The following is a 25,605-nucleotide window of genomic DNA, read 5'->3' on the forward strand; positions in this document are numbered from 1 at the left end:
TCTCCTCCAGTTTGTTGTACAGGCTGATGAAGTAGTGGAACACCGGTTCGGTCAGCTTGTCCGCCTCGTCGAACACCAGCAGGGGCGCGTCCATCTGGATGATATCATCCAAAATAAGTCCCCACACCTCACGGATATTATACCCTTCAGTCCGGATCCCGACCGTGCGGGCTATCTCGCGGACAAAGTCACCTTTCTTCATGTCCTCGGAGCAGAGAATATAGAAAACCTCCTTATGCTCATGAAGGTAAACACGGGCGGTGGTACTCTTGCCACAACCGGCCTCACCAGTCACCCATGTGACATTGCGCCAGCGCTGCGCATCGGAGAGCACAGCCGTGATCTCCTGGTAAGCGCCAGTCTCCACGATCTGCCAACCGGTAGCGCTTACACCACCGACCTGCGAGGCGACATTACGGAACATCTCGTCACTGATATTCTCATAACGCCCGTTCAGGATATTGCTCACAGTACCCACACTGACTCCCTTCAGACTACCCGCGGCCTTCGTCTGGCTCGGATACTTCGCCACGTAAGCCCGGAGGCTCTCACTGATGGCGTTCTTCTCTTTCATTGTAATTTCCATAATCAATATTTTTTATCTTGTTATAAATCTGTTCCTTATAATTTCCCGACCACCTTGCGGATGCTCACTTCCTTCTTCTCAAAGCTGTCCCATGTCACGTTGCTGATGACTTTCATGTCACGGCCTATGGAAGGACGGGGCGGCTGGCTGTATTTTCTCGTGCGGCGGTCAATCTGGCGTTGCGCCTCCTTTCCGAGACCTTTCAGGTCAGGAGTACGCAAACCGTTCTGTTCCGGTGCGACACCATGCTCATACTCGATATCTTTGGCGACGACCTGACGGTTTATACGCTCATTGACGACGGCCTCCTGCTGGGTGCGGATGAAACGTTTTTCGGCTTCCGTCTGCTCCTGCTGGGCACGGTGGATCATCAGCGGGAACGAGGCCACACACTCGAAACGCATCGCACCGCCCTTGTCCTTGTAAAGCAACCGTACGCTGCTCATGTCATAGGGATCGTACTGGACATAGAACTTCTTGTAGGTATTACGCCGGCGCCATTCCAGGTCAGGCTCACCGGGAGCGGAGAAAACCTCGTAAGGGTATTTCTTTCCCTGTACCGTGATCTCGATACCGCTGGCGGTGAACAGCGACGGTTTATCGGTTGTGTACCAGAACATCTCCACCATATCAGGAACGCTGACCGGATCGGTGCCCTCGTTCACGCTGGTATTGTACATCTCAATACGGGGGATGCCAGTGGCCGGGTGCTTCATTGAGTTCCACTGCTCACGGGCAGCGGCATACTGTTCCTTCAGTTCCTCCAATGTGGGAAGGGAGTCGATATTCGCATTGATGAATTCCAAATTCGGACAGCTTGTCTCTCTCTTTGCCGTAATGTTCTGCCCGGTGAAACCGAAACGTTTCTTCAATACCTGGCTCTGGAAGCGGTAAAAGATGTTCTCGATCGTCTTAGATTCGCCATTATACGGAGCTGTCGGGCGGTGGATACGGCTGATCTTCGAGAAAAGCCCCAGCGCCGCGTTCTTCTTGTGGCCGCCCTGGTTGTCGCACACGATCTCGTAGGGTTTGTGCCGGCTCGTCTGGATAGCCATGCGGAAAGCATGGTACTGGGCGATATAGTCCTCGTTGTCGCTGATGTAATAGCCAAGAAGCACCTCGCTGTAGGCGTCCACCACCTCGTACACGCTTGTAGTGCACTTGTTTCCGTTCTCATCACGGTAGTAGAGGTTCAGCTTCGTGCCGTCGCCATACCAGAGGCTGTCACGACGGCCCGGAAGGATGGTCCGGTGCTTGCGGTCATAACGCTGGTGCGCCTTCATTTCCCCATAGACCGCATCATACCACAGAGGTTCGACACGTGGGCTGTTGAACCATTCGCGGAGGCTACGGGGACTCTTCAGAGGCTTCCAGCCACGTTCCGGAGCGACACGGTTGTACTCCTCGAAGATCTCCATGTCAGTATAAACCGGAACGCGGCTGCGTTTCAATGCTACAAGGTAACGCCCGCCGTCCTCCTCGATCTTCAGCGTGTTGCTGTTGCCGTATTTACCGCTCACAAGCACACCGTAGTTGTCGGGACGGAACTTGTTTATCAGGGCTTTCAAACGCCCCACACTGCCCGGAAGGCTGTGCCCGTACACCGGACGCCATTCCTCACTCGTGACAAGCAGAAGCTCCCAAAGGTTACGGCGGAAACCGGTCAGCTTGTTATTGGATGAACTCAAGCGTTTGAACTCTTCCATCAGCGCGTTCAGTACCGAGGCATTCCAAGTGTATTCCTTCTTCACATCTACGGGAAGAGCGACCATCTCACCGTTCTTGTCGTAGCGGTACTCCTCAAAAAAGCGTTCGGCCTTCTCGTCTTTCTTCACTATGTTACGAATCATTTCCTGTCTCATTTGTTTCTCGGGTTCGCCATGACGCTCAACCCAACGTTTCTTGTATTTCTCGGGAAGGGAGGAATAGGCATACAAGGCGTGGCCGCCTTCACCACCGCCACGGGAAACGACGTCAAGTTTATCCCGGGACAACTGGCTGTTCAAAGTACCTTTGGGCATTATATCCAGTAACTCCGTGTAAGTTACACACAATATATTATCAAAGTATTCCATCTCCCGTTCTGTTATTAGTCCTCCAAATCATTCAAAGGGACTTGCCTCTTCATCAGCCGCGCCGAAGCCCCGAAGTTCAGCACCACGAGAAGCTCCAGCAGCGGGTGGTCAAAGACCAGGGAAAGCAGGATCCCGAAACTCAGACAGAAGTAAAGCACGCAAAGACGCTGCTTCCAGTTCAAGTGTATAAACCAGCGCAGCTGGTCACCGAACAATGCTATCAACTCATTTTTCATCGCTTTCCTTCTTCTGAGGGTTACCACCTACCTTGGTTCCACCGCGCTCGATAGCGAGCTTGCGGATGGAACGGGCCAACTTGCTGTTCTTGCGGAATGCAAGGGAGTGGGAAACCATTTCCCGGGAACAACCCAGTAAACCGGCTATTTTACCCACCTCGCTGTATTCTACGACTATTCTCTCTTTCATAATTCGCTGATAAGTTAAATTATTGTAGCGGGCGGTCACGGACTCGAACCGCGGACCATAGCCTCTCCCTTGCGGGAATTTGGCGTGTTCTACCAACTGAACTAACCGCCCCGGAAATCTATCGGAGTTCTTGTATGGCATCCTCCGGAACACATATCACAGTCCAAACCTGGCCATCTTTCATATAATCGACATTATATTCCCGCACGAACGTACAAATGTTATAGTCCCAGTCGCGGATTACACCATCAATGACTTCACCGTTCCTCTTGGTGATTCTCACACTTTGTCCCTTTTTAAATTTTGCTTCCATTATATCTTCGTTTTAAGTATATCAATATCAATTACATCCAACACGTTAGATGTTCTTAGGCTATTCACGATAAGGGTGGCTAATACTATACTGTTTTCTGCCATCCACCTCTTTGCTTGCCTGACAGCCACTTCTTTGCTGTACCCATCCGGAATAAAAGCCCCCAGGTCATTATAACTCCGATCTGTCAATTCAAAATAATACCGTTTCATAACCTTCTATTTTTCTTCTTTTTATATTTCTCATTGTCACCTCAAGCCTTTTTTGTAGCTTTGGGGCGGTGTTCACACTTTGAACACGTTGCAAATATACAAACATGTTTTCAATAAACAAAAATAAAATGGGAGAAAGTGAAAACATTTTTTCAATAAAACATTTACCAGCCGTAAATGAAAGAGTAAAACAGTTGGTCGATTTCTATGCTAATGGCAGCGTAAAGCGCTTTAGCGAGATGATTCATCTATCAAGTTCTCAAAAACTTAATAGAGTATTTAATCTGGATAAAAGGAATAATGAATATCCAGAGGTTAGTAGTGACATCCTCCTCTCAATTGCAAACATGTTTGCAGATATAAATACAGAATGGCTTCTAACTGGTAGGGGAGAGATGACAAAAACGAACCGACCAACATCGACAGAACACATACAAACAAACTGTGTTTCTAAAAATAAAGATAATGAAAAACCCGGTGATAACCAAGGTCTTTCTCCTGAAATATTCGACAAACTTCTATCTACTATAAAAGAACAGCAGATAACAATAAAAGAACAGGCAGAAGAAATAGGAATACTCAAACAAACAATCGTACAACTCAAACAGGAAAGCGCGGGGCGTGTTTCAGATGCAAGCAATTCTACAGTTGCCGATGCCGTCTAAGATGCGTTTTGTGGGGTAAAGGGGGTGAAAAGTAGTAAAATGCTGATTTTTAAAGCAATGAATTAAAATATAGGGGAGTAAATATATATTATCAAAATTACATTCACTCCCCTCAATAATCTGAAACAAGCAAAAAACACGGTACGAAAATAGCGTTTATACATACCATTCACAAAAAAAAACAGCAAAAATGAATAAGCAAACGAATAAGCTATCGAAACGTTTCGTTTTTGTAATGGCTAAAATGAATAACCTAATGAATAAGCAAGTGAATAACCTCTCCATTTTTCCAACCGTTCAAACCATTCAAATAAAAAGTAACTTCCTATGATATACTATTTGAATGTGGATCGACACGAATACAACAAAAAAAGCCGCAAAAAGCGGCTTTATGGACGTTTTAAGGCTGTTTCAGCCCTTTCTGGTAGTCTTTATCAGGTGTGACTGGATAATCATCGCACATTTCGTGTATTTTACGGCTCCATCGGTCAAACCGGCATGTAACAGGCTGCTTTTGGTGATGCCGACCTGGCCTTCGGTCAAAGTATCAAATATGGCAGAAATACTGCCGAAATAGAAGTTCTTCTTCTCATAAATCAGGTGCACATGGATAACTTTAGTCATAATATATGGCATTTATTTTATTGCAAATATACCAAATATATCGTATATGGAATAATTTAGATAAAATAAAAGTGGAAATACGTCATGCACTCCCCTACTCTACTTGCATAAACCGGTCCGTTTGACTATCTTTGTACATGAGAGCTGATCAGAAAAGGCTTATGAAGAACAATCGGTGATAGCACTCCCGAAATCTCCCCTATCCCACCTTCAATGTAAAGCATTTCATTTGAACGGCGTTCAAACGGGGCTCAAATGTAAGCCCAATGTAAAGCGATGTAAACGCTTCGTTTTTGCAGCCCATTCTCCCCTACTCCACCCTAACACTTTGACAACCAAAGCAATCAGCCATTTTCAGGCCGACCACATATTGACACGCTTCGTTTTTCCCCCCTTAAAAGATAAGGTGAAACGAGGCTGGGAGATTCTATTGTCGCTTCTTTCATTTTAGTTATAAAAATAAGACATTCCTTCTTTCTCATTATTTAATAGTGTCGGAATAGACTTATCCTCTTTCTTGCTGTTCTTAGCAGGCTGTTACTTTATCTGTATTTTCAATAGCCTCTTTTCTTTTCAGATAGACTTTCTGAAGTAGTCAGATTATTAATGATGTAATAGAAACTCATGTACTTTTGGCTATAATCAAGTTTTGAGACTGACAGTAATAAGCTTTGATTCGCAAAAAATATTTAGTAATAAAAATAGTTGGAAAAAAGTTTGGTATGGCAGCTTTTTTTGCACTACATTTATCATTCATCGCTGTTTCAAGTTAGGCGTTTCCATTTGAACAGATAAATCCGACAGCATTCCCCGATCATAGTTATTGTATTTGAAAACAATGATTAGAATGTAGTTTTTCGATGTGGAATTGCAAGGTAACATAATAAATAAAGCTTTAATTAATTTGGACAAAATGAAAAAAGTACTGTTAACTTTAAGTTTGAGTATCGTTGCGTCGATGGGCAGTTTCGCGCAGAATGAACCCTATAAGAATCCGAAACTTGCTCCGGAAGAGCGTGCGGAAGACTTAATAGGGAGATTAACCTTGAAAGAAAAAGTAGGATTGATGAAAAACTCTTCTTTTGCGGTAGAACGGCTAGGGGTTGCTCCCTATAATTGGTGGAGCGAGGCTTTGCATGGTGTTGCCCGCAATGGACTGGCTACAGTGTTTCCGATAACTATGGGTATGGCATCTACCTTTGATGATGAAGCAATTGAAAGAGTGTATGTTGCCGTCAGTGATGAAGGACGTGCTAAATTCCACGATGCACATCGCCGTAACCGCTATGGATATGGAAATGAAGGGCTTACTTTCTGGAATCCGAATGTGAATATTTTCCGTGATCCGCGTTGGGGAAGGGGACAGGAGACTTTCGGCGAAGACCCTTATCTGACCACCCGTATGGGAGTAGCTGTAGTAAAGGGAATGCAGGGACCGGCAGATGCCGAATATGACAAGGCTCATGCGTGTGTCAAGCATTATGCAGTGCATAGTGGTCCTGAGGCGAAACGTCACTCTTTTGATGTAGAAGATCTCTCTCCCCGTGATTTATGGGAGACGTACCTTCCGGCTTTCAAGGCTTTGGTGCAGGAGGCAGACGTGAAGGAAGTGATGTGCGCTTATCAACGTCTGGAAGGAGAGCCCTGTTGTGGTAGCAACCGGTTGTTAACGCAAATATTGAGGGATGAATGGGGCTATAAACATTTGGTTGTAAGTGATTGCGGTGCTATTGATGATTTCTTTGTGAAAGGCCGCCATGAGACACATAAAGATGCTGCGGATGCCAGTGCTTCTGCTGTGATCAATGGAACTGACCTTGAATGTGGTTCGATATATTCGCATTTGGAGGAAGCTGTGAAGCAGGGATTAATTACAGAAGAACGTATAGACACAAGTTTGCGCCGTTTGTTGAAAGCCCGTTTTGCTTTGGGCGAGATGGATCCGGACTCTATCGTTCCCTGGAGCAAAATTAGTATAGATACTGTGGATTGTGATTTGCACAAACAGATGGCGTTGGATCTGGCACGTAAATCTATGGTATTGCTTCACAATAATGGTGTGCTTCCATTGGCAAAAACAGGGGCACGTATCGCAGTGATGGGACCGAATGCGGTTGATTCGGTGATGCAATGGGGAAACTACGAAGGAGTACCTTCGCATACCTATACCATTTTGGAGGGAATACGCAATAAGGTTGGTTACGTTCCTTACGAAAAAGGATGTGAATTATTGGAGAATCAGGTTTTTGATTCTTACTTCAATGAGATTTCCAACAAGGGATATCATGGTTTAACCGCCACTTACTGGAATAATATGAACATGAGCGGTGATGTGGCTGCTACGGAGCAATACACTTCTCCGATTAATCTGAGTAACGGTGGTCATACGGTATTTGCTACAGGAGTCGGATTATACAATTTCACAGCAATATATGAAGGTACTTTCTGTCCGAAAAAGGATGGTAATTATACATTAATTATTGAGGAGATGATGGTTATCGGGTATATGTGAATGGCAGTAAGGTAATTGATTATTGGGGAGAACATGCCAGTGCAAAAAGAGAATATACATTGAAAGCTACAGCAGGGCAGGACTATAAAATAAAAATAGAGTATATGCAGGCAGGTGCAGAGGCTTTGTTGAAGTTTGATTTAGGTATTTATCGGCAGATCCCTGCTACAACAGTTGTTGATAAAGTAAAAGACACGGATATTGTCATTTTTGTAGGTGGTATTTCGCCGGATCTGGAAGGAGAAGAAAAGCATTTTGTTAATTGTCCCGGATTTGCTGGCGGTGACCGTACTTCAATTGAACTACCGCAAGTGCAGCGTGATATCCTGAAAGCATTGAAGAAAGCGGGTAAGAAGGTGGTGTTTGTCAACTGTTCCGGATCGGCGGTTGCATTGGTTCCTGAGATGGAGTCTTGTGATGCTATCTTGCAGGCATGGTATCCTGGGCAGGCTGGCGGACTGGCTGTGGCGGACGTTCTGTTCGGAGATTTTAATCCGAGTGGAAAGCTACCCGTTACTTTTTATAAGAATACGGACCAGTTGCCGGATTTTGAAGATTACAGTATGAAGAACCGTACCTATAGATATATGACGGAAGTTCCTTTGTTTCCTTTTGGATACGGATTGAGTTATACTACTTTCGATATTTCTAAAGGACGTTTGAATAAGAAAATTATATCTGCCGGACAGGATTTGAATTTTAAAGTCAATGTGAAGAATACAGGGAAGTATGATGGAGCTGAAGTTATTCAGGTGTATGTCCGCAAAGTAGATGATGCGGAAGGGCCGATAAAGAGTTTGCGCGCTTTCCGTCGGGTACCGCTGAAGGCGGGAGAGACTTGTGTTGTATCTATTGATCTTTTGCCAACTACATTTGAGTTCTTTGATCCGACTACAAATACTATGCGTATTATGCCCGGAAAATATGAAATCATGTATGGCAATAGTTCGGATATACCTTCGGGGAATAAATTGAGTGTAACACTTCGGTAATAATATTACTCATTAATGGGGGTGTCAAAAGTCAGTAGCAATAGCTTGTGTATTCACCTACCACCTCTCCCTGCAGGTACTCCTCCTTCCCGAAGGAGGAGATTTAAGATACTGCCGACTTTTTTGTCAGCCCCAGTTTCGTTACTTTTGACTTTTTACACTCTCATTTATTTTTCGGGAAATTCAGTCTGGGATTTTAAGGACAGCTGAGTGATCCTTATCCTTTTTTATCGTTCCTGTTTCATATACTGATGTAATGGTGCAGGAAGGGGCTGTGTTGTAATGCTATTACAGACTCAGGCTTTCTCACAGCGGATCAGTACTTTTTGTCCGTTGTTTAAGGTGCTGGCAAACAGATAGGTATCTCCACCTTCCGACAATTTGATTCGTTTACGGAGTTCGGCAACCGTAGCCGGAAAGTTACGTACTGTGATATTTGCTTTTTTCAAGTCTCCGAGACTTTCTTTTAGTTCTTTTTTATTAAGGCTGCACTGGCTGGTGATGTGGAAGGCTCTGCCGGGGAAGTTTTCAATTAACGCATCAGAAGTATAAAGATGACTGTTAGGATGCAGCTTTTTAACAGGAAATGCGGAGGCGATGCTGCGGAAAGCTCCGGCTTTCAGGAGTGAAGCGTTCGGCTCATAGAGATAATTTTCCAGTGTGTCGGTATAGTTGCATTCGCTGCACTGCTCCTGTTCGCGGGTGAATACGAAATGCTGTTCTTCCTGCGTCCCCCTGGTAGGGAGGTTTACGCAATGGATGGATATTTCTTCTGCCGATGCTTGTCCGAGTATCAGTAGTAACTCTTTGCATTCATTATTGGCAGATATGATGTGGACTTCCTGTACGTGTTGTAACTCTTTCAATGCCAATGACAAGTCCAGCATGGGCGAGAGTTTGACCATGACCTGTCCTGCTTTGTTCAGTAAGAGTTCTTCCAGTTCGGCTACATCGGGCTCACAGTCCGAGATGGCAACCGTCTTTCCTCCGTGCTCGTTGCGGCGGGCAGGATCGAGGAAGATGCAGTCTACCGGAGACATGGCTTGCAGATAACTCACTCCGTCCTCGTTCTTTACGTTGATATGGTTTAAGTTCAGGATGGGAAAGTTGTGTGCTGCTATCTCGCAGAGTTCCTGCTGACGTTCTACGTAGGTGGCGGATTTGAATTTGGCAGCAAGGAAAGCGCAGTCTATTCCGAATCCTCCGGTCAGGTCTGTCAGGGAGTTACCTTTTAAAAGGGTTGCTTTGTAGCGGGCGGTGACTTCTGACGAACATTGCTCCAGTGACAGGTGCTTCGGGTACCATATATCATCCGTATCTCTCCATGATGGAATCTTTTCGGCGGCAACCTGCCTTCCTGCTATCTGTGTGATGGCGGTCGGCATATCTACGTTCGGGTATTTCCGGGCTTGCAGGGCCAGAGCACGTACATCATCCGTCTGATGTTCGCGGATAAAGAGCTGGGTTTCGGGGGAGATTTGCATCATAGGTTGTTTATATTCGGCGTTATATGGTGGACTTGTTTATGGTATTACGTTGTATTTCTTCCGGGCTTCTTCTCGGCTGCAGAAGTTGAAATGCCACCATTCGCTGGGCAATGCACGGAATCCGGCGGCTTTCATTACTTTCCTCAATAATATCCGGTTCTGACGTTCCGTTTCGGTGATTTTTCCGTTGCGTATCAGTTCGCCTTCTTCGGTGATGTGCGCTTCTACTCCAAGATGATCGACCTTTGTGCCCATAGGCAACGGTCGCCCCAGCGAGTCCTGAATGCTGATGTCTACCGCCAGGCCGTAATTATGAAGTCCGCCTCCACGGTTGGGGTTGGAGATATATCTGTATTTGGAAGTTCCTTTGACCACATCCCACATTTTTCTCTGTACGGACATCGGACGTGCAGCGTCGTAAATAATGAGACTGTAAGATGGATGCAGTGCCTTCAGTGCTTCTTGTGCTTTTAAGAGGGCATATGCCGCATGAGGATGCAGATAGGCTTCGGACAGGTCGTCATAAAGAATTTCTCCGGTGAAGTTATCCGCTTTTGTGTACATTAGGCTGATGGCGATGCTGTTGTCCAGCTCCGCTATATTTATTAGCCCCAGAGAATCCATGTAAAGAGCCATCGGGCTTTTCTGATGTTTTGGAATCAGTGTGCTGGCGGATTCATTTTTCTGCGAGGGGGATGTATAAATAGAATCTGCATCAATGGAGTCCGCATGAGCAAGGGATGTACAGTCGGATGCTGTACCTTCGGGGCTTGTATCTCCGGGTCCTGCGCACATAGAGTCTGTGCACGTTGTTTCGGTCTCTGCAGATGTCTTTGTCTCCTTATGCCCTGATGCACAGGAATACCCTGCCAGCAGAAAGCAAAAGACAGATAAACTATATTTCAGCATCATCATTACTCCTTTGGGTTTTGTGTGCCAAAGATACTTCTTTTTGAATTTAGCACCAATAAAAAGCCTTTTTTACGCTGTTTGTTGGATCTATATATCCTGCGCGTTGGACATATATGCCCTGCGTATTGGATATATATCCCCTGTACGTTGGACATATATATCCTGTATGTTAGGTAACTATGCCCTGCATGAACAGTAACTATACCCTATATGCAAATATAGTCTGAATACCGGCGAGCCTATGCTGCGTCAGACTTTTGACACCCTCTTCTGTGATTTATCCGGATTTTCAGCGGTTGATACTGGCTATTACTTTTTTCAGATTGGCCGTATTCTTCCATATTTCAAGTAGTTGCAGAATACGTTCATCCGTTACTTTGCTGTTATTGACAGACAGCAGTTCCGAATATATTTCCAGCAGCTTCTTCAGTTCCTTGACAGGCTGTTCCGGAAGTTCGGCAATCAGTGATGTAAGCAGCAGCTCCAGTTCCCGGTTGTGCAGTGGGCTGACGTTTATCATTTGCTGTTGTATCAAGTCGGTAAGTCTTTTCAGAGGTCCCCATCCGGTACGTTGGTGTGAACCCAGTATCCTGCCGATACGTGCACTGTCTATACATCCTGTGCTGACACGGTCCGTCCATATTCCGGCGGCATAAGAACGGGAAGTCTTGTCGGCTACCAGCATACAACTCGCTTCCAGCAGATAAGAGGTCTCATGCCATTCGTGCCTTAATTGGTGAAGTGCCTCTATAGTGGCTTGGGTGATACCAACTTCTCTCACTTCATTTAGCATCGGATCATAAATGGCACAGCGGATGCACCATACAAACAATGGCTCCGGTGTATTGGGAGCTAGCCATACAAGGCGGGGCAGATCGTTTTGTATATCGTCATAACGTTCTATCTGTGAATACATTTCCACCAGTAGCGGATGCGGGTCATACGAGTGATAATTCACTCTCTCATCATACTTTCCTTTGTTGACGATGTGGATGTTCTCTCCTTCCGGAACATTGAAACTAAGGGTTGAAGATGTCCAGTTGACCACTTTGTTGTGATAATCAGTATATGAATGAGGCGTTTGGAAAGTCCACCATGAGAAGTTTCCCGTCAGAAATTCGCGTGAGCTTTTGCTATAAGAGAAATCTTTAAATTCAGTATAAACCGTCTCCGGTGATTTGATCAATCCTGCTGTCATCCACCATGAAGGGTGGGCGAAGGGAGCTTGTGGAACTGCATCTTTTGCTCCCATCAAGAAGGAAAACAAATTTTGGTATTCCCCTTCCAATTCCTGAAGGACAGTCGGAAGGTCTTGCGAGGGATAGTCATTCAATGCCATCCTCGACAGGGCTATCTGCATATCCATATCGTCCGGATCGGCATTGGCCTGCTGATATTGTCCGAGTCTTTTTATCAGAACTATGGGGTCAATAAATGTAGGCGTATGCGTAGGAGTGGATAGCATGGGAAGTCGGTTCTCGTTGCTTTCCAAAAGGTCTAATGTCCGGCACAGTAATTGTTTGTGAATAGGTAATTCCGTTCTTTTATTACTCTTCTGGCGGATGGTTATTTTCTGCAGATTGCGATATCTCCACTGACCTTTCTGAAGTTCGTCTTTCTGCACCATTTTCTCGTGCAGGGTGCTCAGTTCTTTTGCTTCTATGGGGAAACGCTTGATTAATAGTTTTGCATAGTCGATAAGGAACGTTGCCATCATAGAATCCGATATTCCGTTGCGTGAACTTCCGCCATTGATAAGTAACTTATAGGCACGTTGAAGAACAGGTGTCCATTGGCTGATATGTTTCGCTTCCAGTTGCTCATTCCATTCTACCAACGCATTCAGGAAAAGGTCGAAGTGGTATAGCTCATTGGAATCTAGTATTTGGCTGGCCAGAAATATCAGGTCTTCGATGGAAGTAATTTCCTGTATCCGGTTGTCTTCCCGAAGGATGGGTGGCATCGGTTCATAGTCGAAGGAGGCGACATTTGCCTGCTCGTCAAGAGTAGTCAGCAAGACTTTATCGGTAGATAAAGCATCTGAAACATTGTCTTTCAGATAAGCTGCCAACTCTTTTTTAGTGCTGGTCAGCATTGTTTCTGCATAAGCAGAGAGTGCTTCTTTCAATGTGGGCGACTCTGTTTCTCCAAATGTTTGAATCAGTTTCACTATCTTGTTCTGAGTAGATTCGTCGCGACTCATCAACCCTTGTGCGGCAGCGCAACAGATGGTATCACGATATTCTTTTTTCTCTTTCGCCAGTTTGCTGAGAACTCCCAGCGTGTTTTGATGGACAGCTTTTACGTCCGAAGCGAAGAGGACAGCGGTCTGATCCAGAAAATCATCTGTCAGGAACCGGGGATGGCTGCACAGATTCTTCAGAAGACCGAGAATGATATTGATTGGACGGCTATGGGGAGAAGATAGTGCGGCAAACATTTCCGGCTGCAATGTCAGTTGTTCTTCAACGCTGGGATTGAGTGCCGTAAACATACCGGCAAACCAGCTGCACAGGTTCTTGTTGAAGTTCCGGTTGATTGCCAGCAAAGACTCTTTCAGTACACGCATACGGTCTAACTTTCCATTCTCGGTGAAGTGTTGGAATGTATAATAAGGATATCCTTTGGCCGGATTGGCGTGCCAGTTTTGCCCGCAGTCATATTCAAACAAATACCAGATGTGCTCGTTGATTGTAATATCCCGCTTTTCTAATACGGGGGTAGTGTGGATATAGTTAACCAGATAACCTGCTATCGTCTGCGGAGAGGGGGAAACGGTGAGAATACCCCTTTCTATCCAGTCCATCAATATCTCGTAGTCCATATTGTAAAAACCGCCGAACTCCTTACCTTCACCTTCAACGAAATAACTGTCCAGCCACGTGGGAATATGCCATGCGGCTATCTCGTTCAGATGCGCTGTGTTTATCCCCCATTCGTGTTTGCGAAATTCCTTGAGAGGAAAAATCACAAGGGCGGCAAGATCAATAATGTGATGCTGTCCCGACGTGGCACGCGTACCGTATGTCCTTTCTTCCAACTGGACAAACTTATTATAGTATTCTTCCAACTGACTGAGGCAAGGGATGAGGCTCTCCCGCTCCTCCTGTGCCAGTTTCTGCAGAAAAGGAATGATCTTCTGCCCTTGCTCTTTTTCTACTATCTCGGTAAGCTGTGTTTCTAGTGCAGTCATGGTTATAATTTTGATTGAAGGATATATGATAACAATATCCGTGTTTATAAATTAGTCTACTTTAAATCAATTAAGATCACCTGAAATGATAAAAAACTGATACCAAGCAATATTACCTATTACTTATTACCTGATACCTATCACCTATCACCTGCCTAATGCAGTAACTACTTTTTTCAGATTAGCATTCTTTTTCCACATTTCCAGGCGCTCGCGGACTTTGTCGTCAGTTACGCAATGACCGTTCATGCGAAGCACTTCCGCGTAGAGTTCGAGTAACTGTTTTTGTCCGGTGACCGGATTGTCGGGCAATCCGCCGATCAATACAGTGAGTAACTCTTCCAGTTGTTGATTGTGAAAGGCGCTTCGTTTGTATATGCTTTCATACACTTCTGTGGTGAAGCGTTTTAGCGGAACAATGCCCATATTGATAATTCGTGCTACTATTTCTCCTAGCCGGTGATTGTCTATTCTGTTGTTAGCGATGCCTTCCACCCATAGCTCCGCAGCGTATGAACGGACGGTTTTGTCAACAAAAAGCAGGCCTCCGCCCAGCAACAGTAAACTCATCTCCCGAAGCGGACAGTGAAAAGACAATAACATACGTAAAGCATTGGCTACACTGCGTTTGCTCTCTTCCTGCGGTGAACCGAAATCCATGTAGCAGTTAATGATTTGTGCAACCAGTGGTTCCGGTTGGTTGGGGAAGAAGCTGAACAGACGTTCCATATAGTCGGAATCGCCTATATTGTATCTGCTGTTGATGACCAGATGTTCTTGCCAAAGCTGGTGGCTGTTGTGTTCTGCATACTCATGCCACTTGTAGAAATCGAGCTGGAGCAGACGTGTATCTGCTGCATATTGATTTTCTTTCTGTGCCGGTTCTTTCCAGCCGTAATTTCCTGTTAGGTAATTGTGGGGCAGCGTGTTGCAGGAGAAGTTTTTGAATGCTTCAAATTCTGTATCCGGCTCTTTCACCAGTCCGGCTGCAAGCCAGGCAGATGGATGATTGTACGGTGGTTTGGGCTGCGTCTCTTTATCTAATAAAAAGAGACAAAGATGCAGATATTCATTATTTAATAATTGTCGGGCGACAGCAATGGCTTCTTCCTTGTCTTCTAAAGCGCAGCGTGCTATGGCCAGCTGAAAGTCCCATGAACAAGGCTTTACATTCGCTTCCTGATAAACGGCGAGCCGTCGTATAAGTTCGGTGCTCTGGATGTATGCCGGGCTATGTGTCGGAGTAGAGAGTAAAGGTAATGAGTCGCCTTTTTGGATTTTATGGATTACTTCCAGCCACAATTGTTTGATAGGTTCAAAACAGGTCCTATTGCTGTAAGTTGGCTGCCAGTCTGCAAGACGCTTGAAAGCACGTTCGTCGTAGGCTCCTCTGTTTGCGTCTATCCCTTTAAGTCTTTCTTCCAGACGGGTGAAGAGCTTACTTAGGAATCCTTGGTTGGCAGTGTCTTTTTGTGTCCATAAACGTTGATATTCCAGCAGGAAAGTGGCAAGAAAGTTCTCGTATACCGCCCAACTATTGATAATGATGTTGGCTGCCCGTTGGAATACAGGCTCCATCCGGCTGAAATCTTCTTCATCCAACTGAGGATGGAAGGCGATGAGGGCGGCAATCGCTGTGTCTGTTTCCCAACTTTCATTCATGTCGAACAGGCGGCTGAGCTGGAACAGAAAATCCTCTTTATTGGCAGGAAACGGGATGCGGTTGTCTTCCCGACAAATACGAACCTTTTCTTGGAAGGTTGTTTCGGGAAGGCCGGCTTCTTCCGCAGGCTGCTTCATGAAAGAAACAAGTATATCCTGTACGCTCTGGAACATCTCGGATTGGTAAGATAGCAATGTCTCTTGCAATGTAGAAGAGGATGCGTCTCCGTATTTTGATATAAAGCTGGCAGCTTTCTTTTGCAGGCTTTCATCTTTCTTCAGGAATAGTTGGCAGAGTGGGATGCAACATGCTTCTTTCATTTCGGGGTGCCCGGTAACGATCTGCTCAAAAATGGAATAAATAGTGAGCAATGAGTTTTTGGGGCTGGAAAAGAAAAGAGTAGTCGCACGCTCGATAAACTCCTGATAGTGGAACCCGCCTTCGGAGGCAATCTTTTTTAGTTGTTGTAACATCACATTCACCGGTTTGGTGTATGGAGAGGTGAACACTTGCATGATTTCCTCTTGCAGGGATATGAGTTCTTCCGCCCTTGGCTGCAATTCTTCAAAGAGTCCGGCAAACCAATTTACCATGTCTTTTTTAAAACTTCGGTTGAAGGTGGAAAGTGTCGCTCGCAGAAGTCGGTTTCTGTCCAGATGTCCGTCGAGCGAGAAACGATAGAAAGCGGCGCTAAAGCTTTCATCCCGTGAGGTGGTCCCTTCTTTATAGGCTGTTTGGGCACGGTCATTATGATAACCAATGGATGATTCCTGTTCGAAAAGATACCAAATGTGTTCTTTTAGGGTGATTTCTCTTTTTAACAGTAAATCGCTGTTAAAAGTGTCTTTCCCTTTAGGAAGGGAAGATCTGATACAGATGTAACCGGGCAATATTTGTGCGATACGTTTTGGAGAGAGTTCTTGCATATAGCCCATATCTATCAGCTGCATGAGCTGTTCGTAGGATATATTGAAATTCAAGTAACTTTCCGCATCATTTATATACTCTGCCAGCCAGCTGGGAGTATAAAGAGAAAGCAATTTGCAAAGTAAGTTGAAGTCTATGTGGTATCCCAGGTCCATTTCTCGTTTGTTGCCACATACGAACTGTACGGCACCCAGAAAGCGTGCCCGGTGATGATCGCAAAAAGTTTCACTAAACTTGCCTTTTATCCATTGCAGTTCCCGGATGGTGGGCAGGAATTTTCTCCGTTCTTTCACTGAAAGTTCTAACAACCTTTTGATAAAAGGTATCAATATCTTTTCTTCTTTCTCCGGAGTATCCACATAAGTTTTGGATAATTTCTCCAACTCGCGTTTCAGTTCTTCCATTGTACAAGTTTCTTTACTGCCAAAATATGTTTGCAGGCTCCCCGTTCTCCCTGATTGCCGCTAAACCAGGTACAGGTGCAACGTTCTTTTTCACTTTCCCTGTCCAAAATAACCGTATGTCTTACTCCTCCGCTCCCAGCGACACGTGCTTCTGTCCGGTTTCCGTCATTTGATATAATTTCCACTTTCTCTTCTTCCAATAGCTTCTCGGCAGCCATCATACGCGGATTGAGACTCAGGATGCGCTCTGTCTTAAAAGGCAGGCGACGATAAAAGAAACTATTCTCATCCAAGTCGAATCCCAGTAACCCCATAGCTGCCAGTCGTGCAGACAGAGAATCCACCTTATCGAGATCAATGTGCTCCTCAATAGCGAAAAGAGTGGGGTTGAACTGCTGGTTGGCGTAACTGTATTTATCCATCGCTTCTATCCATTTCTCCGGTACGTCTTCAAGCAGAGCGTCCAATGCCGCACCTTCTCCTGAGAATCCGCGCCAACATTCCCTCGACAGGGAAAGGCTGAAACGAACCGGACCGAAATAGAGTTGCCAGATGGTCGATTGCATTGTCGGATGAACAAAGACTCTCAGCTCGTCGGCAAATGGCAACAGGGGTTCGAGCAGGCGCAGACGATGTACTCCTCCGATACAAACGGCATTCAGACTTTTCACCGGTGAAAAGGCCGGTTTTTGTCCGCGCATCACCAAATAATAGTCACATTTCACGGTTCCTTTGGGGAGTGTCTGAAAGAGTTGCAAAGTCTGTATGCGATTGAAAGAATACATCCGTTCGGCAACAGACTGGTAAATCTGTACCGTGGTCAGCCCCTTTATCCATTTTACGGGCAGCGGTACTTTGCGTTCTATTACTTTTTCACCTTTATTGTAAAGCCCTACCTTCTTAGGTCCGACTGACATCACTACTTTTTCTTGTTTGCTGATGCTTCCCAATGCAGAAATCATACCGGCATTGAAGTCAACATTCGTTGTTCCGTTCTCCAGAAACTCTCCGTCGTGTCCATCGGGCAGTACGTCGACTCTGGCATATACGCCTGCACAATTCGAAAATCCTTCGAAGCGTAAACGTTCATTTCCTGCCGTTACAATCGGGTCTTTCAGCATGGAAAGCTGGGCAGGAGTCAGATTAAAACTGGATTGTACTACGTTGGACAACGCAATGAGGCAGCGTGCCGTCATATAAGGTTGTGTCAACTTCCCCCAAAAGAAACAGGGAGCTTCTTTCTTTTCTATTTCACTGTATTTTGCCAGAAATAATTCGTCCTGATCAGACGAACGTTGTAACACAGACGGAGCAGCGTATTGATATGAAATAGTATCGGTCATAGATAAATATATAAGTGCTTGTTGGACATTTCCCAAATATAGAAATTAAATCTCAGAATGGAAACTTGTTGAGTAGTTTACTCTGTTTGTGATGCTGGGATTGTGATTTTATAAAGTGAAATATTTTAGGTTGTTTGCTTCGCTTTTGCGTTTTGAATGCGAAAGTCAGTGTTCGCTTTTATGGATTGTTTTTTGTTTCAGTATAAATGATTGTTTATTGTATATTGCTGATAAATAAAGAGTTATTTGATTATTAAAAATTATTCTTAATAGTTTTAGATAGATCTTTATATCTAAATAAATTATTTTTTATAACTACAATTATATAGATTTTTTATATGTAATGGAGAAATAATATTTTTGCGGTGAAATATTACTTTCACATTAGAGAGAACTAATAAGTGTTATGAAATATAGATTAAGAAAAGGAAGCTGTTTGTGAAAATCGCTCCAATATTGTTTGTTTTGTTTGTGTTATCCCATTTTGGTGCCAAGAGTGGTTTTCAAAATGGGATTTTTTTGGGGGCTGACTAAAAAGTCGGTAGTATCTTAAATCTCCTCCTTCGGGAAGGAGGAGTACCCGCAGGGGGAGGTGGTAGGTGAATACGCAATTCTTTCATTCATAGTAAAATAGATACAACCTTGTTTTGCCTACCACTTCGGCTTTCAGCCACCCCTCCTTCCCGAAGGGAGGGGAATTGGAGATACTATTGCTTTTTTAGCCCCCCAAAAATTGATGATACTATTGACTTTTTAGTCAGTCCCTATCTAGGGTTTCTTTAATGATGCCCGTTTTATTTACCTCTTCCGTATCTTTAAAATCATAATTTTGTGGGAACTAGTATATTCTCATATACTTTGGCATGGAATAAATTCTCTGAAAGGAGGCGAAAATTAGAGGAAGCAATAGATTCGGTTCCGATGTCGGATATAAAAAAAGGTTGTAACAACTTGTGTTACAACCTTTTTTTGTGGACCAGCCTGGGCTTGAACCAGGGACCTCCAGATTATGAGTCTTTTTGTGAGATGTTTTATATAATTACATGGAATGTAAACGTATTGATAATCAGTGGATATTGAATTTTGCAGTTTGCAGGGAAATACATATATTTGCAATAGTTTTCGTGCGAAAAGGTCACCTGAAGGTCACCAAATCACAGAAAATCTCACTTGTAAATTAATGCATTATGAAGGAAGAAAACACTATTAAGGTCACCCAAAAAGCAAATAAGGAGCTAAAGACCACTTCAAGAGGTGAAAAATGCCTTGCAAAGTTTACCGCTGCAAATGGCAATGTGTATGGTTCGTTGACTCTTGACATACGAAAAGCAGGAGATTACTCGCAACCGCTTCCTGTTGCTGTGCGTGTATGTCATGCCGGGCAGAAAGTTTTTCTTCGTTTGGGCAAAACATATACAATGGAAGAATGGTTGGCTCTCTGCGATTATGAGAAAAGTGGTCGTCGTATTCAATTGACAGAGAGAAACGACATGAAGAATCTGATGGATAGAGTGGAGCTTATAGCCAATCAGCTTATTTCAGAAAACAACTTCTCTCTTCGTAAACTACAAGACAGATTTCAAGGCAGAAGGGATGACGACAGCACCATTATTACGGTGTGGGATTCATATATCCAATCTAAGACCAATGAGGGCAAAGCTGGTTCAGCTCGTTGTAGCAAGGATGTGCGCAACCGCTTTGTAAAGGACTTGGGAACAGACGTATCCTTTGCTGATATTAACAGGGAGTTTATCATGAAGTGGGTAAGAATCATGAAAAAGAACGAACTGAGTACCACCACTATTGCCATCGCGCTTCGTAGCCTAAGAACCATTATCAATATGTGTATTTCCAATGGTTTGATGAAAGGAGATACAAAGGAAATGTTCAAAGATACTGGTTACAATAAAGCCCAAAGTCGCAAGCATGAGTTTCTTGATGTGGCTACCATGCGTAAACTTTATGACTTTTGGAAAGCAGGCGAGGCAAAAGACAAGGACGGAAACGAGTTGTTTCTTGGGCGAGAGAAACATGCCATATTTCGCGACCTTGGATTATTCCTCTTTATGTATTTAGGCGATGGACAGAACCTTGCCGATACTCTCCGACTTACTTATGACGAACTATACTATGCCACTCATGGCAAACAACTGCGCTTTCTTCGGCACAAGACTCGTGAGCGAAACGAGAGTGCCAGCGAAGTGATATTTCCCGTTACCCCTGAAATTCAGGAGATACTTAACCGATACGGTAATGTCCCTAAACTCGGAAGGCGAGTATTTCCCATAATGAATGAGCTTCTTTCGCCTGAGCAAGAAATATGGGTTATTCAACGCTACAATAGATATATACGTGAACACATGGCTAAAGTTGCCAAGTTGTTGGAAATGGAGCAAATGCCATCACCGACTTGGGCAAGGCATAGCTTTGCCACCAACCTTAATAATTCGGGAGTTGTACCTTATAAATACATAAGCGATAGCATGGGACATAGCGGTGGTGGTGACATTACTTCCAATTATATCGGTGCTTATCCTCTTGCAAAGATGCTGGAGTATAATCATTATCTACTCAATGAGAAGCCCAAGGAGGCTACTCAGGTTGTTGATAAGAAAGCTCTGCTTGAGATGCTAAAAGGTTTGAGTGAGGAGGAGCGGCTGGAGTTGATAGCTAATCTGTCTGACTAATTATAGTTGTTTACCGCAAGAATACCAAATGAATTACCGCAAAAACGCAGAATAAAACACCACAAAAATACTGAATGAAATGCCGCAAAAAAAAAGATTGAATTACCACAAAAAACACGAATTAGAAATATAATTCGCAGAAAATGTGTATCTTTGCCATTGAAAAAGTGTATTATATGAGTTATTATAAAAGAACTGCCGATGCCCTGCTGCAAGACTTACTAGATGCATTTGGGGCAGTATTGATAGAAGGTCCCAAATGGTGTGGTAAAACCACTACGGCATCTCAACTTGCCAATAGCATTTTGAGAATGCAAGACCCAAGTATGCGTGAGGAGTATTTAGCCACTGCTAAAACTAAGCCGTCCATTTTGTTAAAAGGAAATACACCCCGTCTTATTGATGAGTGGCAAGATGCTCCAATGTTGTGGGATGCGATACGAACAACTGTTGATGACCGCCAAATCCCTGGACAATTTATACTCACTGGCTCCAATGCCGTTGATAAATCTCAAATACATCATTCCGGTGCAGGGCGTATTGCTCGATTGCGTATGTTGCCTATGAGTTTGTGGGAGTCGCAAGAATCTACGGGTGAAGTTTCATTGAAAGAACTTTTCAACAATCCTGATTATGATATTGACGGTAAAATGTCCAAGATGACCGTTGAAGACCTAATCTTTGCTGCATCACGGGGTGGATGGCCAGCTTCTTTGTTGGCTCGTACCCCAAAAGCTCAATTACTTGTGGCAAAGAACTATGTCCAAACCATTTGTTCTGACGATATTTCCGGTATTGATGGCAGGAAAAGGGATGCCAAACTGACAAGTATGATACTTCGGGCGTATGCCAGAAATGTTTCGACATTGGTTAAGAAAAAGTCTCTTTTGGATGATGTAACCTCGTCCGGCGAAGTAAGTTGCCACGTAGATACATTTGATGACTATGTTGCAGCTTTGGAAAAACTGTTTGTTATCCAGAACATAAGTGCATGGTGTCCTGCCATAAGAAGTAAGACCGCTATCAGAAGTAGTGTAAAACGATGCTTCTGTGACCCCTCTATTCCGATTGCTCTTTTAGGATTATCTCCAGAGGCATTAAGTATGCAGCTTAGGACGTTTGGATTTATCTTTGAGCAGATGTGTATTCGTGACCTAAAGGCGTACACCATTGATTTAAATAGTCATGTATCTTACTACCATGACCGATACGATTTGGAAGCGGATATAGTGTTACATCTAGAAGATGGACGATTTGCTTTAATAGAGTGTAAACTTGGTAGTAGCGAAATTGACGAAGGAGCGAAACACTTACTCGAACTCAAAAGGCTCATACAGGAACACAACAAAACGGAAAAACAAGTACCTCTTCGGGAACCCGATTTGCTTATTGTTATGACTGGTGGAAGCATGGCATACACTCGTCCTGATGGAGTAAAGGTCATTCCGTTGGCATGTCTCAAGGATTAACCAATCAACATATTATTTATATGGACGATGATATGAAGGAACTTCACCATGATGACTATCCCAGTCAATCAGCAATGCAAGAATGGTTTGAAGCGAATCGGGAAATCTATTCAGACTTTAAGAGCAAAATTCAATCAGTCCTAAAGAACCCGTTATGCGATAATCACAGTGAACTGACTGATGAGGAAACAGCCACACTCCAAAGTATAATCATGGAGGCTATGACCACGGAAGAAGATGCTGTCAATAAGATGATTGATAGATTCTCTTATGCCATAAAAGATGGAAATGTGTCCGCTTGTTGTCTGTACTGCTATTTGGAACTGGATAATGGGGTTGAGGAAATAGAAAATGCCATGACCAACTTTGAGCAATCTGAGGATGCAAAATACATCAAAGATGGCATCCATGCCTATTTAGAGGACAAGAAACGTGAAACTCAGGAGACGGTCAACAAGGATTTGAATTTGCTGAGTTTGCGCCGCTGGCACTATGACCATCCCGAAGAATATCAAGATTTCACAAATCTTTTTGCCAAAGCATACGAAGGTGATATGACTTTCTTCCTTAAAGGTATTTCCTACTTGACAGAGATGTTATCACTCAATGGAATTAAAGGCATTGCAGAATTGCTTGAAAGTCTTTGCCCCGGAACAGAGAGCTACAATAAAGCCCAATTCGCAAGCAACCATCAGCAAGTCCATGAGAAACTGACAGCCTTGTTCGATTCTACATTTAATCAAGAGGCTACAAAACAGAGGTTACTGCATAACAATCCTTTCATGTGCAGTGCGTTCTACTGGATGATATTTGACGATGGTTTTGTTAAAGTGGCAGATTTACTTTCTAAAACAATGATGGATGAGAACTCCTCCGTCTGGCAGAAAGGCTTTGGAGGACAATTCGTAAGGTCTTTAATGCTTACCAGCCTTGACAAAGCGGCTTATACCAAAGGCGCATGGAAGTCTATGGGTAAAAATGGTATGGCAAAAGAAGTGGTCAGCTCCACCTTGCAAGAATCCAAAGGTCGGCGTGGACGCAAGCAAGCCTGTGTCCTGCTCGAAGAAATGCTTATACAACCTCATGCGGAACTTCTCGCCAATGAGATACAGATAATACTTACCGAATGGATGGAAACAAATGGTACAGATTCCGTTCTTGCCTATATCTTTGCTGCGTTGGCTAATGGTGGCTTGCTTAATGACTCTTATAATTACCGAACTTTCCATACTGCCATTTTGGAGAAGTTTCCGTCTCTTGGATTCAAATCGGGTTTTGATTGGGCAGAAGCCCTTTATAATGCTATTATCAATGAACGTGGCTATGATTATAATTTGAACTTATCAGAAAGAGCTATTCAATCAGGAAAGAAACAAGCAAAGTTGATAGGCATAAGACTACACACTTTGCTTTCCCCTGATGTATATTGATTCCATCATAAACGCTTGATTAGTTAAAAAGAAACGCTGTTCCGTTAAAAGCACCTCGGCAGAAATCGACACGATTTTTACCGAGGTGTTTTCTTTGTATTCCATAGTAATTTCGCAGCATAATCATTTAAACAACATATTATGCAAGGAAATTTTATCATGTTACAGAAGGATGATCTCAAGCAGATTGTTTCCGAATTGGTAGAAGAGTTGGTAGGAAAGAAGCCCCAACCCGATTTAACATCAGAAGAGAGTGACGAATACTATACGCGCGACCAAGTATGTGAATGTCTTCACATCACCTACACCACTTTGTGGCGTATGCAGAAAGAGGGCATTATCATTGTTCGCAAATTAGGTGGGCGTAACCTTTACTCAAAGAGGGAGATTACCTTGCTTGTGAAATCGAAAGTACAGGGTCACGGTTGTAGTGAATTGAATGTATAATCCCAAGAGAAATAATATGGAAGAATTATACATTCGGGTAGGCACCACTATATATAAGGTAGTGCAGCAGCCTTTGGCCGATGGTACAACGGTCATTCGACGAATACAATGGAGCTTTGGTACAATCCGGCAAGACTACGGCAAAGACAACATTCCGCCTATCATAAAGTATAATGGCTTTTGTACGGTGCCGAGCCATACTAACTATCAAAAGGAAATCGCTGGCTTCTATAACCTCTATGAACCAATCGACCACGTCCCGGAAGAAGGTGATTTCCCCGATATTGAGAAATTGCTGCATCACATCTTTGAGGAGCAATACGAATTAGGGCTGGACTATATGCAATTACTCTATACGCAGCCCACACAAAAACTGCCCATACTCCTATTGGTATCAGAGGAGCGTAATACAGGCAAGACAACATTTCTGAATTTCCTCAAAAGTATCTTTCAGGATAATGCCACCTTTAATACAAATGAAGATTTTAGAAGCCAATTTAATGCAGATTGGGCAGGTAAACTTCTTATTGTTGTAGATGAAGTACTACTGAGCCGTAGGGAAGACTCCGAACGATTGAAAAATCTCAGCACTGCCCAAACTTACAAAGTGGAAGCAAAAGGAAAAGACAGACAGGAGGTGAACTTCTTTGCCAAATTCGTACTCTGTTCCAATAACGAACTCTATCCCGTTATCATAGATCCGGGAGAAAATCGCTATTGGGTACGCAAAATCCGTCCGCTCGAAAGTGATGACACCAATTTCTTGCTGAAACTCAAAGAACAGATACCGGCATTCCTCTACCATTTACAGCATCGTCCCCTATCCACCATCAAGGAAGGGCGTATGTGGTTCAACCCTGCTCTCATTAGGACTGAAGCTCTTGACCGCATCATTCAGTGTAACCGCAATCATACGGAGTTGGACATGGTGGAACTGATACGCGATATTATGGAAACGCAGCATGTGGACAAGTTTTCTTTTATTCCCCAAGATTTGATTCCTCTATTGACAATGAACGGTGTTAAGGTGGAGCAATGGCAAATACGAAAAGTGGTTAAAGATGTCTGGCGGCTTGTTCCGGCACACAATGCGCTTACATATCTCACTTACCAGTGCGATTATAGTAAACCGGGACGAGTTTCATCTATCAACAGGGTTGGGCGTTTCTATACGGTGACCAAAGATTTCATAGATTCTTTAGGAATGTAACCTTATGTTGATTCGTTGAATTGTTGAG

18 protein-coding genes, 1 tRNA gene and 1 pseudogene are annotated in these 25,605 nt (G+C 43.9%); 7 read left to right on the forward strand and 13 right to left on the reverse strand.

Annotated features, from left to right (window positions below; all coding sequences use genetic code 11):
* From HMPREF9007_RS0125045 to HMPREF9007_RS11720, 7 genes are all read right to left on the reverse strand, one after another.
* Positions 1-586, reverse strand: a 586-nt coding sequence (locus HMPREF9007_RS0125045; RefSeq protein ID WP_277754672.1) for an AAA family ATPase, incomplete at its 3' end; no start/stop codon positions are given.
* A 35-nt stretch (positions 587-621) separates the two neighbouring features.
* Positions 622-2,661 carry a hypothetical protein gene (locus HMPREF9007_RS11740; RefSeq protein ID WP_004325642.1) on the reverse strand — a complete coding sequence of 680 codons (2,040 nt, stop codon included), beginning with the start codon at positions 2,659-2,661 and terminating at the stop codon, positions 622-624.
* A gap of 14 nt (positions 2,662-2,675) precedes the next feature.
* Positions 2,676-2,897 (reverse strand): hypothetical protein, encoded by a 222-nt coding sequence (locus HMPREF9007_RS11735; RefSeq protein WP_008761793.1) that lies wholly within the window; start codon positions 2,895-2,897, stop codon positions 2,676-2,678.
* Positions 2,887-3,087 (reverse strand): hypothetical protein, encoded by a 201-nt coding sequence (locus tag HMPREF9007_RS11730; RefSeq protein WP_004325641.1) that lies wholly within the window; start codon positions 3,085-3,087, stop codon positions 2,887-2,889. The genes HMPREF9007_RS11735 and HMPREF9007_RS11730 overlap by 11 nt, the downstream gene beginning before the upstream one ends.
* A 28-nt stretch (positions 3,088-3,115) precedes the next feature.
* Positions 3,116-3,198, reverse strand: a tRNA-OTHER gene (locus HMPREF9007_RS0125050).
* Between the two features lie 7 nt (positions 3,199-3,205).
* Entirely contained in the window at positions 3,206-3,400 is a 195-nt protein-coding gene (locus HMPREF9007_RS11725) for a hypothetical protein (protein WP_008761794.1), read from the reverse strand.
* The gene (locus HMPREF9007_RS11720; protein WP_004325639.1) at positions 3,400-3,612 is read right to left on the reverse strand and encodes a hypothetical protein; all 213 of its coding nucleotides are present in this window, start codon (positions 3,610-3,612) and stop codon (positions 3,400-3,402) included. Before HMPREF9007_RS11720 ends, HMPREF9007_RS11725 begins: the two co-directional genes overlap by 1 nt.
* 128 nt (positions 3,613-3,740) lie before the next feature.
* Here HMPREF9007_RS11720 and HMPREF9007_RS11715 point away from each other — a divergent pair, with 128 nt between their 5' ends.
* Positions 3,741-4,277 carry a hypothetical protein gene (locus HMPREF9007_RS11715; RefSeq protein WP_004325638.1) on the forward strand — a complete coding sequence of 179 codons (537 nt, stop codon included), beginning with the start codon at positions 3,741-3,743 and terminating at the stop codon, positions 4,275-4,277.
* A gap of 411 nt (positions 4,278-4,688) precedes the next feature.
* Here the strand turns inward: HMPREF9007_RS11715 and HMPREF9007_RS11710 are convergent, their stop codons facing one another.
* Positions 4,689-4,901: a hypothetical protein gene (locus HMPREF9007_RS11710; protein WP_004325635.1), complete on the reverse strand. Its 213-nt coding sequence runs from the start codon at positions 4,899-4,901 to the stop codon at positions 4,689-4,691.
* Positions 4,902-5,814: 913 nt separating this feature from the next.
* On the opposite strand from HMPREF9007_RS11710, the pseudogene xyl3A reads away from it, so the two are divergent.
* Positions 5,815-8,405, forward strand: a pseudogene (xyl3A, locus tag HMPREF9007_RS11705) (xylan 1,4-beta-xylosidase).
* A gap of 296 nt (positions 8,406-8,701) precedes the next feature.
* Here xyl3A and HMPREF9007_RS11700 read toward each other — a convergent pair.
* From HMPREF9007_RS11700 to HMPREF9007_RS11680, 5 genes are all read right to left on the reverse strand, one after another.
* Positions 8,702-9,892, reverse strand: a complete 1,191-nt coding sequence (locus tag HMPREF9007_RS11700) for a hypothetical protein (RefSeq protein ID WP_008761795.1) — start codon at positions 9,890-9,892, stop codon at positions 8,702-8,704.
* Between the two features lie 36 nt (positions 9,893-9,928).
* Positions 9,929-10,807, reverse strand: coding sequence for a M15 family metallopeptidase (locus HMPREF9007_RS11695; RefSeq protein ID WP_032850418.1), 879 nt, complete (start codon positions 10,805-10,807; stop codon positions 9,929-9,931).
* A gap of 286 nt (positions 10,808-11,093) precedes the next feature.
* Positions 11,094-13,997, reverse strand: coding sequence for a DUF6493 family protein (locus HMPREF9007_RS11690; RefSeq protein ID WP_008761797.1), 2,904 nt, complete (start codon positions 13,995-13,997; stop codon positions 11,094-11,096).
* 147 nt (positions 13,998-14,144) lie between these two features.
* Entirely contained in the window at positions 14,145-16,991 is a 2,847-nt protein-coding gene (locus HMPREF9007_RS11685) for a DUF6493 family protein (protein ID WP_008761798.1), read from the reverse strand.
* Positions 16,979-18,334 (reverse strand): SWIM zinc finger family protein, encoded by a 1,356-nt coding sequence (locus tag HMPREF9007_RS11680; protein ID WP_008761799.1) that lies wholly within the window; start codon positions 18,332-18,334, stop codon positions 16,979-16,981. Before HMPREF9007_RS11680 ends, HMPREF9007_RS11685 begins: the two co-directional genes overlap by 13 nt.
* A gap of 1,187 nt (positions 18,335-19,521) precedes the next feature.
* On the opposite strand from HMPREF9007_RS11680, the gene HMPREF9007_RS11675 reads away from it, so the two are divergent.
* The 5 genes from HMPREF9007_RS11675 (at position 19,522) to HMPREF9007_RS11655 (ending at position 25,577) form a co-directional block, all read left to right on the forward strand.
* Positions 19,522-21,021 carry a phage integrase SAM-like domain-containing protein gene (locus HMPREF9007_RS11675; RefSeq protein ID WP_008761800.1) on the forward strand — a complete coding sequence of 500 codons (1,500 nt, stop codon included), beginning with the start codon at positions 19,522-19,524 and terminating at the stop codon, positions 21,019-21,021.
* Positions 21,022-21,197: 176 nt separating this feature from the next.
* Positions 21,198-22,490 carry an ATP-binding protein gene (locus HMPREF9007_RS11670; protein WP_032850419.1) on the forward strand — a complete coding sequence of 431 codons (1,293 nt, stop codon included), beginning with the start codon at positions 21,198-21,200 and terminating at the stop codon, positions 22,488-22,490.
* Positions 22,491-22,522: 32 nt separating this feature from the next.
* The gene (locus tag HMPREF9007_RS11665) at positions 22,523-23,920 is read left to right on the forward strand and encodes a DUF6043 family protein (RefSeq protein WP_277754673.1); all 1,398 of its coding nucleotides are present in this window, start codon (positions 22,523-22,525) and stop codon (positions 23,918-23,920) included.
* A 141-nt stretch (positions 23,921-24,061) separates the two neighbouring features.
* Positions 24,062-24,367, forward strand: coding sequence for a helix-turn-helix domain-containing protein (locus HMPREF9007_RS11660; protein WP_008761803.1), 306 nt, complete (start codon positions 24,062-24,064; stop codon positions 24,365-24,367).
* A 16-nt stretch (positions 24,368-24,383) separates the two neighbouring features.
* Entirely contained in the window at positions 24,384-25,577 is a 1,194-nt protein-coding gene (locus HMPREF9007_RS11655) for a primase-helicase family protein (RefSeq protein ID WP_032850463.1), read from the forward strand.
* Positions 25,578-25,605: the final 28 nt, after the last annotated feature.

The sequence above is a fragment of the Bacteroides sp. 1_1_14 genome (genome assembly GCF_000162515.1).
Taxonomy (GTDB): domain Bacteria; phylum Bacteroidota; class Bacteroidia; order Bacteroidales; family Bacteroidaceae; genus Bacteroides; species Bacteroides thetaiotaomicron.